We start from the raw sequence: 16,176 nt of genomic DNA on the forward strand, positions 1-16,176 counted from the left end.
GTGAGGCACCGCGGGAGCGGGACACCGGGCCGGCAGCGGGGGCGGGGACGACACCGCACCGGCTGCGCCCGGCTCCGGCGCGCACGTCAGCGCCCGGGGGCGGTGGACGTGCGGGGACTGGAGGTCAGGGGCGCCGGACGCGGGTCCGGGAGGGCGTCGGGCAGGCCGGCACGGCCACCTCGCTCCCCGCGGCGGTGCTGCGCATCCGCTCGCTCCCCCCGTCCTGGTCCCGACGCCGGCCCGAATGGCCGGCGGGGGTGATCCTACGGCGAGCGGTGAGCGGGTTCCACGCCGTTGCCCCTCCGGGCAGAGGGGCGTCAGGCAGAGGGGCCGTCAGAGCTGCAGGTCGAGACCCAGGAGGCCGTGCCCCGCGACGAGGTCGACCACGACGAGGGCCGTCGCCAGCACGAGCGCGGCCGACACGTCGCCGCGCACGGCCGACTCGGCCTCGAGGCGGCCGCGGGCGTCGGGCAGCAGCGCCCAGGCGAGGCCGTAGAGGGCCAGCCCGACGCCGCCGAGCAGGGTCAGCAGCACGAAGCCGCCCCGCACGAGCAGGGGGTCGGCGTTCCAGCGGGTCGCCAGGGCGCCGCAGACCCCGGCGAGCCAGCGGCGCTGACCGGGCTCGACCGGGCGGACCGCGCCCCAGGCGCGGACGGCGGCGAAGAAGCGGTCCGCGGTGGCGGCGGACGGGCCGGAGGAGGAGGCGGAGGAGGTGTCGTCGGTGGGCATGTCCCCACCGTGCCCGCGGCGGGGCCGCCCGGGCACCGGGGAGGGCCCTGAGCCGACCCTGGTCCGTCCCTGACCCGCTCCCCGACCGCCCCCGCCCCGACTGTCGCCGTGCCACGATCGGCTGCGTGAGCACGCCCACCGACCACCGCGCCGCGGCCGAGCCCGCCGCCGGGACCACGGGGACGGGTGCCGGGACGGCTGCGGGCCCGGCCACCGGGACGGCCGCGGGCCGGCCGCCGTTCGTCCGCCCGGCCGACGGCCGCCGCGCCGCGGGGGTCACCGCCGGCCTCGCCACGCACCTGGGTCTGCCCGTCTCGCGCGTCCGGACGGCGTTCGTCGCGCTGGCGCTGCTGGCCGGGGCGGGCGTCGTCCTCTACGCCGCGTTCTGGCTGCTGGTCCCGGACGAGCGCGACGTGCGCGCGGACGGTCCGCGCGGCGGGCGGCGGGCCGACCCGTCCGCGTGGGTGCTCGAGCACCGCGACACCCTCCTGGGCACGGCTCTGGTGCTGCTGGGCGCCGTGACCGCGCTCCGGGTCGGGGGCGTCAGCGTGTCCAGCCGGATCCTGCTGCCGCTGCTCATCGTCGGCGCCGGGCTGGTGCTCGCGTGGAGCCAGCTGGACGCCACCCGTCGCGCCCGCCTGGTGGCCGGCGCGGGGGCGGGGTCGGGGCGCGTCGCGGCGCTGCGGGTCGCGGCCGGCGTCTCCCTGGTGGTCGCGGGCGTCGTGCTGCTCCTGGTCGTCGGTGACGTCACCGCCGTGGGCCGCGCGACGCTGGCCGGCCTCGCGCTGCTGGTCGGCATCGGGCTCGTGCTGGCGCCCTGGGCGGTGCGGCTGTGGTCCGACCTGGGGAACGAGCGGGCCGCGCTGGCCCGCGAGCAGGAACGCGCGGAGCTCGCCGCGCACGTGCACGACTCCGTCCTGCAGACGCTGGCGCTCATCCAGAAGCGCAGCTCCGACGCGGGCGAGGTGGCCCGGCTGGCCCGCGCGCAGGAGCGCGACCTGCGGCGCTGGCTCTACGGCGACCACGGCGACACCGCGGGCACGATCGGCGCCGCGCTGCGCACGGCCGCCGCCGAGGCCGAGGACGCCACGGGCGTCGCGGTGGACGTCGTCCTGGTGGGCGACCTGGACACGCGCGCGCTGGACCGGGCGGCCACGGCGCTCGCGCAGGCCGCCCGCGAGGCCCTGCTGAACGCGGGCCGGCACGGCGGCGGGGCCGTCTCGCTGTACGCCGAGTCGATGTCCGGTGCGCTGGAGGTGTTCGTGCGCGACCGTGGACCGGGGTTCGACCTCGACGCCGTCCCGCAGGACCGCCTCGGGGTGCGCGAGTCGATCATCGGCCGGATGCAGCGGGCCGGGGGCACCGCCGTCCTGCGCTGCCCCGCCGACGGCGGCACCGAGGTCGTGCTGCGGCTGCCCCCGGCCGCGGCGGCGGGAGGGGCCCGGTGAGCGTGCGCGTCCTGGTCGTCGACGACCACCGGATGGTCCGCGTCGGCGTGCGCACGGAGCTCTCCGCGGCGCCGGACCTCGAGGTCGTCGGCGAGGCGGCCGACGTCGCGGGGGCCGTCGACGCCGTCCGGCGGTTCCGGCCCGACGTCGTGCTGCTGGACGTGCACCTCCCGCTGGGCGACGGCGACGCCCCCGCCCCCGGCGCGGGGTCCGGGGGCGCCGAGGTGCTCGCGCGGTGCGCCGACCTGCTGACCGGGGAGGGGGCCGTGCGGTTCCTGGCCCTCAGCGTCTCCGACGCGGCCGACGACGTCATCGCCGTGATCCGCCGCGGTGCACGGGGTTACGTGACCAAGAGCATCGGTGGCACGGAGCTCGCCGACGCGGTGCGGCGGGTCGCCGACGGCGACGCGGTGTTCTCCCCGCGGCTCGCGGGCTTCGTGCTCGACGCGTTCGGCGCCATGACGGGGGAGGTCGCGGCCGCCGACGACGAGCTCGACCGGCTCTCCGCCCGCGAGCGCGAGGTGATGCGGCTCATCGCGCGCGGCTACGCCTACAAGGAGGTCGCGAAGGAGCTGTTCATCTCCGTGAAGACCGTCGAGACCCACGTCTCGGCGGTGCTGCGCAAGCTGCAGCTGTCCAGCCGGCACGAACTCACGCGCTGGGCCGCGGCCCGGCGGCTGCTCTGAGCCCGGGAGGGGACCGACCGTGGACGCCGACGTCATCGTGGTGGGGGCGGGGCTCGCCGGGCTGGTGGCCACGGCGGAGCTGACCGACGCCGGCCGGCGCGTGCTGCTGCTGGACCAGGAGCCCGCGTCGAACCTGGGCGGCCAGGCCTCCTGGTCCCTCGGCGGCCTGTTCCTCGTCGACACCCCGGAGCAGCGGCGCCTCGGCATCCGGGACTCCCACGAGCTCGCGCGGCAGGACTGGCTGGACACCGCGGGCTTCGACCGCGACGTCGACGACCCGCGCGGCGAGGACCACTGGGGCCGCCGCTGGGCGGAGGCCTACGTCGCGTTCGCGGCGGGGGAGAAGCGCGCCTGGCTGCACGCCCAGGGCGTGCGGTGGGTACCGCTGGTCGGCTGGGCGGAGCGCGGCGGCCAGCTCGCCGACGGGCACGGGAACTCGGTGCCCCGCTTCCACCTGACCTGGGGCACGGGCCCGGGCGTCGTCGCGCCCTTCGAGCGCCGCGTGCGCGAGGCCGCCGCCCGGGGCCTGGTGACGTTCGCGTTCCGCCACCGCGTCGACGCGCTGACGAGGACGGCCGGTGCGGTCGACGGGGTCCGGGGCGCCGTGCTCGAACCCAGTTCCGCGGCCCGCGGGGTCGCCACGTCGCGCGCCGAGGTCGGGGAGTTCTCGCTGCACGCGCCGGTCGTGGTGGTGACGTCGGGCGGGATCGGGGCGAACCACGACCTGGTGCGGGCGAACTGGCCGGCGCGGCTGGGAGTTCCGCCGCGCCGCATGCTGTCCGGGGTCCCCGAGCACGTCGACGGGCGGATGCTGGCCATCACCGCGGAGGCGGGCGGCCGCCTCGTGAACTCCGACCGCATGTGGCACTACACGGAGGGGGTCACGAACTTCGCGCCGGTCTGGGCGCGGCACGGGATCCGCATCATCCCCGGTCCGTCGTCGCTGTGGTTCGACGCCCGCGGCCGCCGGCTGGCCGCCCCGAACTTCCCCGGAGCCGACACGCTGACCACGCTGGAGACCATCACCCGGTCCGGCCACGACCACTCGTGGTTCGTGCTGAACCAGCGGATCGTCGAGAAGGAGTTCGTGCTGTCGGGGTCGGAGCAGAACCCCGACATCACGGGCAAGGACCTGCGGCTGACGCTCGGCCGCGTGCGGCCCGGCGCCGCCCCGCCCGTCGCGGCGTTCCTGCAGCGGGGAGAGGACTTCGTCGTCGCCCGCACGCTGCGCGAGCTCGTCGCGGGCATGAACGCGGTCACGGGCGAGGACCTCGTGGACCTCGCGGAGCTGCAGCGGCAGGTCGAGGCGCGCGACCGCCAGATCGCCAACCCGGTCACGAAGGACGCGCAGGTCAGCGCGATCCGGAACTCCCGGCGCTCCCTCACCGAGCGGCTGGCGCGGACCGCCGCGCCGCACCGGGTCCTCGACCCCGCCGCGGGCCCCCTCATCGCGGTCCGGCTGCACGTCGTCACGCGCAAGACCCTCGGCGGGCTGCAGACCGACCTGTCCGGCCGCGTGCTCGGCGCCGACGGCGACCCGGTGCCGGGGCTGTACGCCGCGGGCGAGGTGGCGGGGTTCGGCGGCGGGGGCGCGCACGGCTACCGCTCGCTCGAGGGGACCTTCCTGGGCGGGTGCCTGTTCTCCGGCCGGCAGGCGGGCCGCGCGGTCCGCGACGCGCTGCGCGGCTGACGCTCCCCGCGCCCGCCCTCAGCGGGCGCCGGCCTCCTCGACGGCCTCCGCGTACAGGCGGCGGTGCGTCTCGGCCGCGCGGTGCCACGAGAAGGTCTCGGCGTGCCGCCGGCACGCCGTGGCGTCCGGGACGCGGCCCGCGAGCGCCGACGACAGGCGCGCGGCGAGCGCGCCGGGATCGCCCGGGGGCACGGTGAGCGAGGGGTCGAGGTCGCGGACGACGTCCGGCAGCCCCCCGACGTCGGTGACCACGACCGGGGTCCCGCACGCCAGGGCCTCCACCGCGGTCAGGCCGAAGCCCTCCAGCGCGAGCGACGGCATGACGCACACGTCCGCGGCCCGGAAGTGGGCGACGAGGTCGTCCTCGTCGATCCGGCCGAGCAGGCGGACCGACTCCCCGAGGCCGGCCTGCTCGACGATCCCTGCGAGCGCGGTGTCCTCCGGCCCCTCACCCGCGATGAGCAGCAGGTCGTCGGGCCGGCGCTCCACCGACTGCCAGGCCGCCAGCAGCACGTCGAGCCCCATCCGCGACACCAGGCGGCGGGCCGTGAACACGACGCGGCGGTCCGGCGCGAGGCCCAGCCGCCGGCGCGCGGGGCTGCGGCCCGGGCTGAAGGCGTCGAGGTCCACCCCGGGCGGGACGACGCGCACGCGGGCGCGGTCGACGCCGTACTCGCGCACGAGCAGGTCGGCGAAGGCGTCGGAGAGGACCACGAGGCGGTGCGCCCGGGCGTACACCGCGCGCTCCAGGCGGTGCTTCGCGCGCAGGACGGCGCGCCGGGACTCCCCCGCCTCGAGGCTCTCCTCCGCCCACGGCCCGTGGAAGTGCACGACGAGCGGCTTGCCGCGCAGCGCGCCCAGGACGACGGGGCCGAAGGACAGCAGCGCGAAGTGGACGTCGACCACGTCGGCCCCGCGCCCGAAGCGACGGGCCTGCCGGGCGAACGCGCGCAGTCGCACCGGCAGCGACGCGGTGTCCGCGGCGGCCGCGGTGACCCCGGCGGGCGCGGACTCCGCGGGCCCGAGGACGAGCGTGCGCACCGCGCCCCCGTCGCGGGAGACGGCCTCGTGCAGTCCCTGCACGTAGCGGTTGAGCCCTCCGGGCCGGTCCCAGCCGAGGGCGAGCACCAGCACCCGCAGCCGCCAGGGCTCCTCCCGCGGTGGGGGCGCGGCGCTGACGACGGTGAGCTCGGACCGCTCCGCCAGGCTCAGCCGGTCCACGGCGTTCTCGACCGTCACCCTGCCTCCAGTCCCGAACATCGCACGCGCCGGACGGGCCGGCGTGGCGTCGCCTCCGCGAGCGCAGGGCCAACCTAGACGCTCCCCTCACGTGAGGGTAGGGACCCGGGCGGTGACGGCGGTCGCACCGAGCGCCACGCGCGGCGCACGCGGACCAGGGCGTGCAGGGCCCCGGCCACCGGTGGGCGGGCCAGGCCGCGCCGGACGTCGGCGACGGCCGCGTTCCAGACGCCGTCGCCCCAGGTGGGGTACGGGTGCGTGACGGCGGCGAGGTCCCGGGTCCGCAGCCCCCGGCTGATCGCGAGCGTCACCTCCGCCAGGCTCTCGCCGGCGCGCGGCCCGACGACGGTGGCCCCGACGACCCGGGAGCGGCGGTCGAGCACGAGGCGCGTGAACCCCGTCCGGTCGTCCTCGGTGACGGCCCGGTCGAGGTCGTCGTGCTCGACGGTCACGGCCCGCAGGCCCGGGCGCAGCGGCGCCCCCGTCGGCACGCCCACCGCGGCCACCTCGGGCGAGGTGAAGGTGACGCGCGGCACGACGGGGCTGGTGGTGCGGCGCAGGCCGAGCACGGCGTTGGCGGCGGCCAGCGACCCGTGCACGCCCGCGACGTGCGTGAACGCCGGGTGCTCCGTGACGTCACCGGCGGCCCAGACCCGCGGGTTGCTGGTGCGCAGGCAGGCGTCGACCCGGACGTGGCCGCGCGCGTCGAGGTCCACGCCGGCGCGGTCCAGGCCGAGCTCGGCGGTCCGCGGCACGCGGCCCAGCGCCACCAGCAGCCGGTCGAAGGGGACCCGGGCGCCGTCGGAGAGCCGCACCGTCCCGCCGCCCCCGGCCGCGGGGTCGACGGCCTCGGCGCGGGTCCCGGTGCGGACCTCGACGCCGTCGGCCGCCAGGGCGGCGCGCACGCGGTCGGCGGCGTCGGGGTCCTCGCGGGCGAGCAGCCGGTCCCCGGACTGCACGACGGTGACGCGGCTGCCGAGCCGCGCGAGCGCCTGCGCCAGCTCGCAACCGACGGGTCCGCCGCCGAGCACGACGAGGCGCCGCGGCACCTCGTCGAGGCGCTCCAGGGCGTCCCAGACCGTCTCGCTGGTCAGCGGGCCGGCGGCGGCGAGCCCCGGCAGGTCCGGCGTCGCGGGACGGGCTCCCGTCGCGACGAGCGCGTGGTGGAACCGCACCTCCCGGCCGTCGACGACAGCGCTCGCCGGGCCCGTGAACGTCAGCTCGCCCGTGAGCACCTCGGCTCCCGCCGCGCGCAGGGCGTCCGGGGAGTCGTGCGGCTCGATCGTCGTGATCGCGGCGCGCCAGTGCCCCGCCACGGCGGGCAGCCCACCGGGCGACCGCAGGACGGCGCCGCGGACCCCGAGGTGCGCGGGCCGGGCGAGCGCGGCGGTCCGCCCCGCCGCGGCGACGAGGGCCTTGGACGGCACGCACCCCGTCCAGAGGCAGTCGCCCCCGGTGCGCGCGCGCTCGACGAGCAGGACGCGCGCGCCGAAGCCGGCCGCGGTGTGCGCCGCGACGAGGCCCGCGGTGCCGCCGCCGACGACGAGCAGGTCCCAGGGGCCGCGGCGGAGCCTCACCGCGGGTCCTCCGCGACGGTCGGCCGGCGCCGGCCGGGGTCAGCGCACCAGACGATCACCACAGTCCTCCTGACGGGCCGCGGCGCGGGGGGGTGCCGCGGATCCCGCCCATTGACGCACGCCCCGCGGGTGGACGGAGACCGCTGCGGCCGGACCTACCCTGGTCCCGGGGCCCACCGGCCCCGGCAGCGGGCGGGACGAGCACGAGGATCGGGGGGTGGCGTGAGCGCGGACGCGGTGCACCCGGGCGCACCGGCGGGTGACGAGGTCCTGGCCGAGGCGGCCCGGCGCCGGACGCTGGCGATCATCAGCCACCCCGACGCGGGCAAGTCGACGCTCACGGAGGCGCTCGCCCTGCACGCGCACGCGATCCGGCAGGCGGGGCACGTGCACGGCAAGGCCGGCCGCGCGGGCGTGGTCTCGGACTGGCAGGACATGGAGAAGCAGCGCGGCATCTCCATCAGCTCCGCGGTCCTGCAGCTGCACCACGCCGGGCGGGTGCTCAACGTCCTGGACACCCCGGGGCACGCGGACTTCTCCGAGGACACCTACCGCGTCCTGGCCGCGGTCGACGTCGCCGTCATGCTCGTCGACGCCGCCAACGGCATGGAGCGCCAGACGCGCAAGCTCTTCGAAGTCTGCCAGCAACGGCGCATCCCGGTCATCACCGTGATCAACAAGTGGGACCGCCCCGGTCTGGACGCGCTGGGGCTGCTCGACGAGATCGCCGAGGTCACGAAGCTGCGCCCGACGCCGCTGAACTGGCCCGTCGGCGTCGCCGGGGACTTCCGCGGCCTGCTGGACCGCGCGTCCGGCGACTACCTCCGCTTCACGCGCACCCCCGGTGGGGCGAGCCTCGCCGAGGAGCAGCGGATGAGCCCCGCGGAGGCCGAGAGCGAGGAGGGGTCCGCCTGGGGGCAGGCGCTCGAGGAGAGCGACCTGCTGTCGGCGACGGGCGGGGACCTCGACGAGGCCTCGTTCCTGCGCCACGAGAGCACGCCCGTACTGTTCACGGCCGCGGTCGCCAACGTCGGGGTCGGCCAGCTGCTGCAGGCCCTCGGCGACCTGGCCCCCGCGCCGAGCCCGCCCACCGACACCGCCGGGCGCGAGCGCCCCGTCGACGCCCCGTTCAGCGCACAGGTGTTCAAGGTGCAGGCCGGCATGAACCCGGCCCACCGCGACCGGCTCGCGTTCGCCCGCGTCCGCACCGGGGTCTTCGAGCGCGGCATGACGGTGACCAACGCCCGCACGGGACGGCCCCTCGTCCTCAAGCACGTCCAGACCGTCTTCGGCGCGGACCGCCAGACCCTCGACGCCGCCTGGCCGGGCGACGTCATCGGCATGGTGAACGCCGCCCACGTCAACGTCGGCGACACCCTGTTCACCGGCCCCTCGGTGACGTTCCCGCCCATCCCCTCCTTCACCCCCGAGCACTTCAGCGTCGCGGCGCCCACGGACCTCGGCCACGCCAAGCAGTTCCGCTCGGGCCTGGCGGCGCTGGACGCCGAGGGCGTCGTGCAGGTGCTCTACTCCGAGCGGCGCGGCCACGGCGAGCCCGTCCTGGCCGTGGTCGGTCCGCTGCAGTACGAGGTCGCCGCCCACCGCATGGCCAACGAGTTCCGCGCCCCGGTGCGCATCGACCCGCTGCCCTACTCCGAGGTGCGCCGGGTCCACGCGCGCGACATCGCGACCGTGCAGGCCGACCGCGGCAGCGAGGTCGTCCTGCGCAGCGACGGGCAGGCCCTGGCCCTGTTCACCGACCGCTGGCGCCTGGCCGGCTTCGAGCGCAGCCACCCCGACGTCGAGCTGCTGCCCGTGATGGCGGCGACGGAACCGTTCTGACGCAACCCGTCCGAGAACGGCCCCGCCGTCGTGTCGAGGACGGCGGGTCGGCTCCGTCTCTCCCGTGTGCGGCCACGATGGACCGCCGAGACCCAGGAGGCAGACCGTGAAGTACCTGATGCTGAAGCACTACCGCGGCGGCCCGGCGCCCCACGCCAACGCCGTCGAGGGCATGGACGCGTGGACGCCCGAGGAGGTCGACGCGCACCTCGCCTACATGGACGACTTCGCCCGGCGGCTGCAGGCGTCCGGGGAGTTCGTCGGCGCCCAGGCCCTGTCGCCCACCGGGACCTTCGTCCGCCACGACGGCCCGGGCCGGCCCCCGGTGACCGACGGCCCGTTCGCCGAGGCGAAGGACCTCGTCGCGGGCTGGATGGCGATCGACGTCGACTCCTGGGAGCGGGCGCTGGAGCTGGCGGGCGAGCTGTCCGCGGCCCCCGGCGCCGGCGGGAAGCCGTTGCACGAGTGGCTGGAGCTCCGGCCGTTCCTGGGCGACGAACCGCCCACCGCGGAGTGACGTGCCCGCCGACGCCGGGCTGCACCCGTCAGGCCGTCGGGTCCCCGGACGGCAGCAGCTCGGCCAGCAGGGCCTGCACGCGGACGCGGACCTCGTCCCGCACGCCCCGCACGACGTCGAGGCCCTGCCCGGCGGGGTCGGTGAGCTCCCAGTCCTCGTAGCGCGTGCCCGGGTAGAACGGGCAGGCGTCGCCGCAGCCCATGGTGACGACGACGTCGGAGGCCCGGACGGCCTCGGGGGTGAGGACCTTCGGCTGCTCGGCGGTGATGTCGATGCCGACCTCGGCCATGGCCTCGACGGCCACGGGGTTGATCCGCTCCGCGGGCAGCGAGCCGGCCGAGCGGACCTCGACGGCCCCACCGGACAAGGCGGCCGTGAACCCCGCGGCCATCTGGGAGCGGCCCGCGTTGTGCACGCAGACGAAGAGGACGCTGGGCCGGCGGCCGGGCTCGGTCACGGGTTCCTCCGGGCGGCGGGGACGGTGGGGTCGCCGGCGAAGTACCGCCGGCCGGCCCAGAGGGCGACGTAGACGAACCCGACGAGGACGGGCACCTCGATCAGCGGCCCCACCACGCCGGCCAGGGCCTGACCGGAGGTGGCGCCGAACGTGCCGATCGCCACCGCGATGGCGAGCTCGAAGTTGTTGCCCGCCGCGGTGAACGACAGCGTGGACGTCTTCGCGTAGCCGAGGCCGATCACCCGGCCCAGCACGAAGGACCCCCCGAACATGAGCACGAAGTAGGCCAGCAGCGGCAGCGCGATCCGCGCGACGTCCCCGGGCTGCGAGGTGATGGCGTCGCCCTGCAGGGCGAAGAGCACGACGATCGTGAACAGCAGCCCGTAGAGGGCGACGGGGCCGATGCGGGGCAGGAAGCGCTCCTCGTACCAGGCGCGGCCCCGGGCCCGCTCCCCCAGCGTGCGGGTCAGGAACCCCGCGACGAGCGGGACGCCCAGGAACACCAGGACCGAGACGACGACCGCCCCGACGGAGAACTCCGCCGTCGTGGTCGGCAGCCCCAGCCAGCCCGGCAGCACCTCGAGGTAGAACCACCCGAGGGCGGCGAAGGCGAGGACCTGGAACACCGAGTTGACCGCCACGAGCACGGCGGCGGCCTCGCGGTCGCCGCACGCGAGGTCGTTCCAGATGAGCACCATCGCGATGCAGCGGGCCAGGCCGACGACGATCAGGCCCGCGCGGTGCTCGGGCTGGTCGGGCAGCAGCAACCAGGCGAGGGCGAACATCAGCGCGGGGCCGACGAGCCAGTTCAGGACGAGCGAGCTGACCATCAGCCGGCGGTCGGCGGCGACGCGGCCGGTCTCGGCGTAGCGGACCTTCGCCAGCACCGGGTACATCATCAGCAGCAGGCCGACGGCGATGGGGAGGCTGACCGAGCCCACCTCCACGGCCTGCAGGACCTCGCCCAGACCGGGCAGCAGCCGCCCGAGCAGGAGACCGAGGGCCATGGCGGCGAGGATCCAGACGGGCAGCAGCCGGTCCAGCGGGGACAGGCGCGCCAGGACCGGCGTCCCCGTGCCGCCACGGGCGTCCTCGGCGACCAGGTCGCTCACGCCGGATCGATCAAGGTGGATCCGATCATGCTGGGGTCGATCATGCGGGGGTCCGTCATGCGGGGCAGGTCCTCACGGTCGGCGGTCGTCCCGGCGACCATGGCAGCGGACATCCACAGCTGTCAATATCGACAGCGGTCGATGCTCCGGGCCACACTGGCCCCGTGGCCATCCCGACCGCGCCCGCCCCGCCCGCTGCCGCCGCTGCCCGCCCGGAGGCGGTCGCCGCCTGCTGCGCCCCGCTGACCCGCGAGCCCCTGAGCGCCGGCGCGGCCTCCGACCTGGCTCGGACGCTGAAGGCCCTCGCGGACCCGGCCCGGTTGCGCCTGCTGTCCCTCGTGGCGGCCCACGAGGGCGGCGAGGCGTGCGCGTGCGACCTCGTGGCCTCGCTGGGGCTGAGCCAGCCCACGGTGTCCCACCACCTGAAGGTCCTCGTCGAGGCCGGCCTGCTGACCCGCGACAAGCGGGGGGTGTGGGCCTACTTCGCCCTCGTGCCGCAGGCGCTCAACGCCCTGGCCGCCGTGCTCACCGTGCCGACGGCCGCGCCGCCCGGCGGGGCGGGCTGAGGTGACCCTGCGGGAGCCTCAGCGCTGCCGGACGTCGGCGACGGCCCCGCCGTCACCGTCGCGGATCCACTGACCCACCAGGCGGAGGTCGGCCTCGCCGAGCGCGGCCTCCAGCTGAGCGGGCTCGTAGTAGCCGTGGGGGCGCGGTGGACCGAGGTCGATGCGCTGGATCGTCCGGCCGTCGTCGGCGCTGACGACGAGCGCGCACGCGTCGAGGTCGAGGTAGGCGGTGAGCGAGGAGTAGGCGTGGTGCACGTTGACCACCGTCTCTGCGCGAAGGGACACCGGGACCCGGCCGCAGCGTCGACCGCCGGGATCCGACGGTAGCCCGCGAGGGTGCCCGCGCGCGCGCCCTGCGGGCCGAAACGCCGTGCAGGAGCAGCGCACGCGCTCAGGTAGGACCGACGGTGACCTCGGGTGACGTCGCGCGCGAGACGCACGGCAGGACCGACGTGTCCCGCTCGGCGGGGCGCAGGACGAGGTCGCGGTGCTCCACCGTCCCCGCCAGCAGGGACAGCCGGCACGTCCCGCAGGTGCCCGACTCGCACGAGCGGGGGACGTCCACGCCCGCCGACGCCAGGGCGTCCAGCATGGTCGTCGCGGCGGGCACCGCCACGCGCCGGCCGGTGGGCGCCCACACGGCCGTGAACGCCGGGCCGCCGGCGCGCAGCGGGGCGACGCCCGCGAAGTCCTCGACGTGGACGCGGCTGGGCCGCCAGTGCATCGTGAGCGCGCGGACCTCGTCGAGCAGACCGCTCGACGCGCACGCGTACAGGTGCAGCCCGTCGTCGGGGTGCTCCAGCCACGGCCACAGGTCGGCCCGGCCCGCGGTCGCGCTGTGGTGCAGCACGACGGCGACGTGCGCGGTCTCCGCGTCGGCGGCCAGGGCCAGCAGCTCCTCCCGGTAGGCCGTCGCCTCGGGCGCGCGGGTCAGGTAGACGAGCGTCGCGTCGCGGTGGCCGCGCGCGAGGACCTCGTGCAGCATCGCCCGCAGCGGCGTGATCCCGATGCCGCCCGCCACGAACAGGTACCGCTCGGCGTCGACGAGCTCGAACGTGCTGCGGGGCGGGGCGACGCTGAGGACGTTCCCGGGGTGCACGGCGTCGGCGAGGCTCGCGGAACCGCCCCGGCCGGGCTCGGCGCGCTGCACGGCGAGGACGTAGCGGTGCCGCTCGGCCGGCGGGTTGGTGACGCTGTAGCTGCGCCGCTGCCCGCCCGGGGTCGTCAGGGTGACGTGGGACCCCGCCGGGTGCGGCGGCAGCTCCCCGCCCGCCGGGTCGCGCAGGTCGAGCTCGCGGACGGCGGGCGTCAGCGCGCGCACCCCGGCCACGACGAGCCGCAGGTCGCCCGGGAGCCCGTCGATCACCCCGTCATCCTGCCCGACGCGGGCGGGGTCAGGTGCCGCAGAAGGTCCGGTAGGACGCCCCGAACTCCGGCGGGGCGGGGGCCGCGTAGCGCTCGAAGCCCGGCCGCGCCTCGAAGGGCCGGCGCACGGCGTCGAGCAGCCGCTCGAACGGGGCGAGGTCCCCGGCCGTCGCGGCGGTGAGCGCCTCCTCGACGAGGTGGTTGCGCGGGACGACGACGGGGTTCACCCGGTCCATGGCGTCGGCGTCGGGGCCCGCGGCGAGCCACCGGGCGAGCCAGTCGCCGACGGCGGGCGCCGCACCGAGCAGCGCCCGCACGGGCGCGTCGTCCCCACGGGCCGCGACGGCCAGGGCGCGGAACGTCTGCGTCAGGTCGGCGCGGGCGCCCTCGAGGAGGGTCACGAGCTCGTCGCCGAGGCTCGCGTCGGCGTCGGGGCGGAGCCCCAGCTTCGCGCGCGCGCCCGCGGCCCAGGCCGCGTCGTACTCCGGGCGGAACCGGCCCAGCGCCGCGACGGCGAGCTCCACGGCCCGGTCTTCGTCCTCGTCGAACAGCGGCAGCATCGCCTCGGCGAGCCGGGCGAGGTTCCACTCCAGGACTCGCGGCTGGTTGCCGTAGGCGTAGCGGCCGCCGGTGTCGATGGAGCTGTAGACCGTCGCCGGGTCGTACGCGTCGAGGAAGGCGCACGGGCCGTAGTCGATGGTCTCCCCCGACAGGGTCGTGTTGTCGGTGTTCATCACGCCGTGGACGAACCCGACGAGCATCCAGCGGGCCACGAGCTGCGCCTGCGCGGTCACGACGGCCTCGAACAGCGCGAGGTGCGGGTGCTCGGCGTCGGCCGCCTGCGGGTGGTGCCGGCGGATCGCGTGGTCGGCCAGCCGGCGCAGCAGCTCCGGGTCCCGCGTGGCCCGCGCGTACTGGACGCTGCCGACGCGCAGGTGGCTGGCCGCGACGCGGGCCAGGACCGCCCCGGGCAGCGGGGTCTCGCGCAGGACCGTGCGCCCGGTGGCCACGACCCCCAGCGAGCGCGTCGTCGGGACGCCCAGCGCGTGCATCGCCTGGCTGATCACGTGCTCGCGCAGCATCGGCCCCACCGCCGCGAGACCGTCGCCGGCGCGCGCGAAGGGGGTGCGCCCGGACCCCTTGAGGTGCAGGTCGCGGAGCGTCCCGTCGGGCGCGGTGAGCTCGCCCAGCAGGAGCGCGCGCCCGTCGCCCAAGCGCGGGGAGAAGCCGCCGAACTGGTGGCCGGAGTAGGCCTGCGCGACGGGCTGCGCCCCCGCCGGCACCTCCGCGCCCACCAGCAGCCGCACGCCTTCGGGGCTGCGCAGCCACGCCGGGTCCAGCCCGAGCCCCGCGGCGAGCTCGTCGTCGAGGACGAGCAGCCGGGGGTCGGGCGCCTCCTCGGCGCGCCACGGCAGCGCCATCTCGGGCAGCTCGCGGGCGAAGCGGTGGTCGAGCAAGACGGTCGTGGACGGGGCGACGCTCACGGGTCCCAGTGTGACGACTGCCCGCCCTCGTCGCACGGTGACCCGGCCCGGTCACGGGTCGGTGGCGAGGTCCCGCCACTCGTGCTCGAGCACCGCCATCAGCACCTCGTCGTGCCAGCGACCGGCGTGGAAGGAGACCTCGCGGCGCCGGCCCTCCTCGCGGAAACCCGCCCGGGCGTAGGTCGCCAGCGCACGGTCGTTGGCGGCCCACACCTGCAGCTGCACCCGGTGCAGGCCCATCTCCTGGAACGCGTAGCGCAGCGCCACGCGGACCGCACCGGTCCCGTACCCCTGGCCGGTGTGCTCGGACCCGACGATGATCGCCAGGGTGGCGCAGCGGGTGCGCACGTCGGCTCCCCACATCGTCACGTGGCCGACGAGCTCGCCGCCGTCCCGAGCCACCACGCTGAAGCCCACGGCGGTGCTGGAGTCGTTGACGCTCCAGCGCCTGAACGTCTCGGTCTGCGACCCCGGCGGGCGCGGGCGGACGGCGTCGGCCTGGAGGGCCATCAGCTCCTCGTCCTGCCACCAGCGGTCGAGCTGAGGCAGGTCCTCCTCGTGCAGGGCGCGCAGGCGCACCCGGTCCCCCACCAGGAGGGCCCTCCCGTAGGCGGTGGCGTCGGTCACGGAGGTCCACGGCGCGAGGTCCACGGACGACATGGTTCCGCAGCACGCCGATCCGTTCGACCCGTGGCGGGCAGCGACCAGCTGGGAGCCCTTCAGCCGAGGAAACCGCGGAGCAGGGCGGCGGTCGCGTCGAGGTGGTCGCGCATCGCGGCGCGCGCGGCCGCCGGGTCCCCCGCCAGGACGGCCGCGACGACCTCGCGGTGCTGCGCGTGCGAGTTCTCGAGGTTGGGGGGCAGGAACGGGATGCGGTCGAGGGAGGCGTTGACGCGCATCCGCACCTCGGCGACCGCCGTCACGAGCGACGGGGACCCGGCCGCCTCGGCCAGGGCCAGGTGCAGACGCGAGTCGGCGGCGCGGTGCTCGGTGAGGGCCGTCCCCGTCGCGACCTCGAGGCGGTGCCGGAGGCCGTCGCGCTCGTCGGCCGCGAGGGTGCGCTCCGCGGCCAGCTCGACGGCCCCCACCTCCAGGACGCGCCGCAGCCGCAGCGCGTCGCGCAGGGCGGCCGGGCCGGCCCCAGCGGCGAAGGGGTCAGCGGCGAAGGGGTCGGGGGCCCCCGGGGGCGCACGGTCGGCGAGCACGAAGGTGCCCCCCGCGCGGCCGCGGCGGACCTCTACGAGCCCCGCCCCGGCCAGCGACCGGATCGCCTCGCGCAGCGTCACCCGGCTCACCCCCAGCCGGGCCGCCAGCTCGCGCTCGGCGGGCAGCCGCTCCCCCGCGGGCACGACGCCGAGGCGGACGGCCTGCAGGAGCCGCTCGACCGTCTCCTCGAACGCGTTGCCCGCCCGCACGGGCCGGAACACCGCGGCCTGCGCCCCGTCGGGGGGTGCGGGGTCGAGG

The 16,176-nt window shown here is 77.0% G+C and carries 16 protein-coding genes; 6 read left to right on the forward strand and 10 right to left on the reverse strand.

What is annotated here, in order from left to right:
- Window positions 1-333: 333 nt before the first annotated feature.
- A complete protein-coding gene (locus GTR02_RS11480; protein WP_166607633.1) occupies window positions 334-729 on the reverse strand; it encodes a PspC domain-containing protein in 396 nt (131 codons plus the stop codon).
- Between the two features lie 125 nt (window positions 730-854).
- On the opposite strand from GTR02_RS11480, the gene GTR02_RS11485 reads away from it, so the two are divergent.
- From GTR02_RS11485 to GTR02_RS11495, 3 genes are read left to right on the forward strand one after another with little or no spacing between them, the layout of a single operon-like run.
- On the forward strand, window positions 855-2,177 hold the full coding sequence (locus GTR02_RS11485) for a PspC domain-containing protein (RefSeq protein ID WP_166607634.1): 1,323 nt from the start codon (window positions 855-857) through the stop codon (window positions 2,175-2,177).
- 32 nt (window positions 2,178-2,209) lie between these two features.
- Window positions 2,210-2,863, forward strand: a complete 654-nt coding sequence (locus GTR02_RS11490; RefSeq protein ID WP_205709086.1) for a LuxR C-terminal-related transcriptional regulator — start codon at window positions 2,210-2,212, stop codon at window positions 2,861-2,863.
- Between the two features lie 19 nt (window positions 2,864-2,882).
- Window positions 2,883-4,553, forward strand: a complete 1,671-nt coding sequence (locus tag GTR02_RS11495) for an FAD-binding dehydrogenase (RefSeq protein ID WP_166607635.1) — start codon at window positions 2,883-2,885, stop codon at window positions 4,551-4,553.
- A gap of 18 nt (window positions 4,554-4,571) precedes the next feature.
- On the opposite strand, the gene GTR02_RS11500 is transcribed toward GTR02_RS11495, so the two are convergent.
- Window positions 4,572-5,792: a glycosyltransferase gene (locus tag GTR02_RS11500; RefSeq protein ID WP_205709084.1), complete on the reverse strand. Its 1,221-nt coding sequence runs from the start codon at window positions 5,790-5,792 to the stop codon at window positions 4,572-4,574.
- A gap of 74 nt (window positions 5,793-5,866) precedes the next feature.
- Window positions 5,867-7,369 carry an FAD-dependent oxidoreductase gene (locus GTR02_RS11505; protein WP_166607637.1) on the reverse strand — a complete coding sequence of 501 codons (1,503 nt, stop codon included), beginning with the start codon at window positions 7,367-7,369 and terminating at the stop codon, window positions 5,867-5,869.
- A 222-nt stretch (window positions 7,370-7,591) separates the two neighbouring features.
- On the opposite strand from GTR02_RS11505, the gene GTR02_RS11510 reads away from it, so the two are divergent.
- Window positions 7,592-9,211, forward strand: coding sequence for a peptide chain release factor 3 (locus GTR02_RS11510; protein ID WP_166607638.1), 1,620 nt, complete (start codon window positions 7,592-7,594; stop codon window positions 9,209-9,211).
- 106 nt (window positions 9,212-9,317) lie between these two features.
- Window positions 9,318-9,728 (forward strand): YciI family protein, encoded by a 411-nt coding sequence (locus tag GTR02_RS11515; protein ID WP_166607639.1) that lies wholly within the window; start codon window positions 9,318-9,320, stop codon window positions 9,726-9,728.
- A gap of 28 nt (window positions 9,729-9,756) precedes the next feature.
- Here the strand turns inward: GTR02_RS11515 and GTR02_RS11520 are convergent, their stop codons facing one another.
- Both GTR02_RS11520 and arsB read right to left on the reverse strand, forming a co-directional pair.
- Window positions 9,757-10,185 carry an arsenate reductase/protein-tyrosine-phosphatase family protein gene (locus tag GTR02_RS11520; RefSeq protein WP_166607640.1) on the reverse strand — a complete coding sequence of 143 codons (429 nt, stop codon included), beginning with the start codon at window positions 10,183-10,185 and terminating at the stop codon, window positions 9,757-9,759.
- On the reverse strand, window positions 10,182-11,297 hold the full coding sequence (gene arsB, locus GTR02_RS11525) for an ACR3 family arsenite efflux transporter (protein ID WP_338073754.1): 1,116 nt from the start codon (window positions 11,295-11,297) through the stop codon (window positions 10,182-10,184). The genes GTR02_RS11520 and arsB overlap by 4 nt, the downstream gene beginning before the upstream one ends.
- 170 nt (window positions 11,298-11,467) lie before the next feature.
- Here arsB and GTR02_RS11530 point away from each other — a divergent pair, with 170 nt between their 5' ends.
- Window positions 11,468-11,863, forward strand: coding sequence for a metalloregulator ArsR/SmtB family transcription factor (locus GTR02_RS11530; protein WP_166607647.1), 396 nt, complete (start codon window positions 11,468-11,470; stop codon window positions 11,861-11,863).
- 18 nt (window positions 11,864-11,881) lie between these two features.
- Here GTR02_RS11530 and GTR02_RS11535 read toward each other — a convergent pair whose 3' ends face one another.
- From GTR02_RS11535 to GTR02_RS11555, 5 genes are all read right to left on the reverse strand, one after another.
- Window positions 11,882-12,148, reverse strand: coding sequence for a hypothetical protein (locus tag GTR02_RS11535; RefSeq protein WP_166607641.1), 267 nt, complete (start codon window positions 12,146-12,148; stop codon window positions 11,882-11,884).
- 106 nt (window positions 12,149-12,254) lie between these two features.
- Complete coding sequence (locus GTR02_RS23105; RefSeq protein WP_166607642.1) at window positions 12,255-13,229, reverse strand: 2Fe-2S iron-sulfur cluster-binding protein; 975 nt, start codon at window positions 13,227-13,229, stop codon at window positions 12,255-12,257.
- 28 nt (window positions 13,230-13,257) lie between these two features.
- Entirely contained in the window at window positions 13,258-14,712 is a 1,455-nt protein-coding gene (locus GTR02_RS11545; protein ID WP_166607643.1) for a protein adenylyltransferase SelO family protein, read from the reverse strand.
- 51 nt (window positions 14,713-14,763) lie between these two features.
- Window positions 14,764-15,363, reverse strand: a complete 600-nt coding sequence (locus GTR02_RS11550; RefSeq protein WP_205709085.1) for a GNAT family N-acetyltransferase — start codon at window positions 15,361-15,363, stop codon at window positions 14,764-14,766.
- Window positions 15,364-15,431: 68 nt separating this feature from the next.
- Window positions 15,432-16,139, reverse strand: a complete 708-nt coding sequence (locus GTR02_RS11555) for a FadR/GntR family transcriptional regulator (protein WP_166607648.1) — start codon at window positions 16,137-16,139, stop codon at window positions 15,432-15,434.
- Window positions 16,140-16,176 lie beyond the last annotated feature (37 nt).

It is taken from the genome of Kineococcus siccus, assembly GCF_009906795.1.
GTDB classification, from domain to species: domain Bacteria; phylum Actinomycetota; class Actinomycetes; order Actinomycetales; family Kineococcaceae; genus Kineococcus; species Kineococcus siccus.

Coding starts and splice junctions, on each gene's coding strand:
- GTR02_RS11480 (WP_166607633.1), bottom strand. CDS start 729: ATGCCCACCGACGACACCTCCTCCGCCTCCTCCTCCGGCCCGTCCGCC.
- GTR02_RS11490 (WP_205709086.1), top strand. CDS start 2,210: ATGGTCCGCGTCGGCGTGCGCACGGAGCTCTCCGCGGCGCCGGACCTC.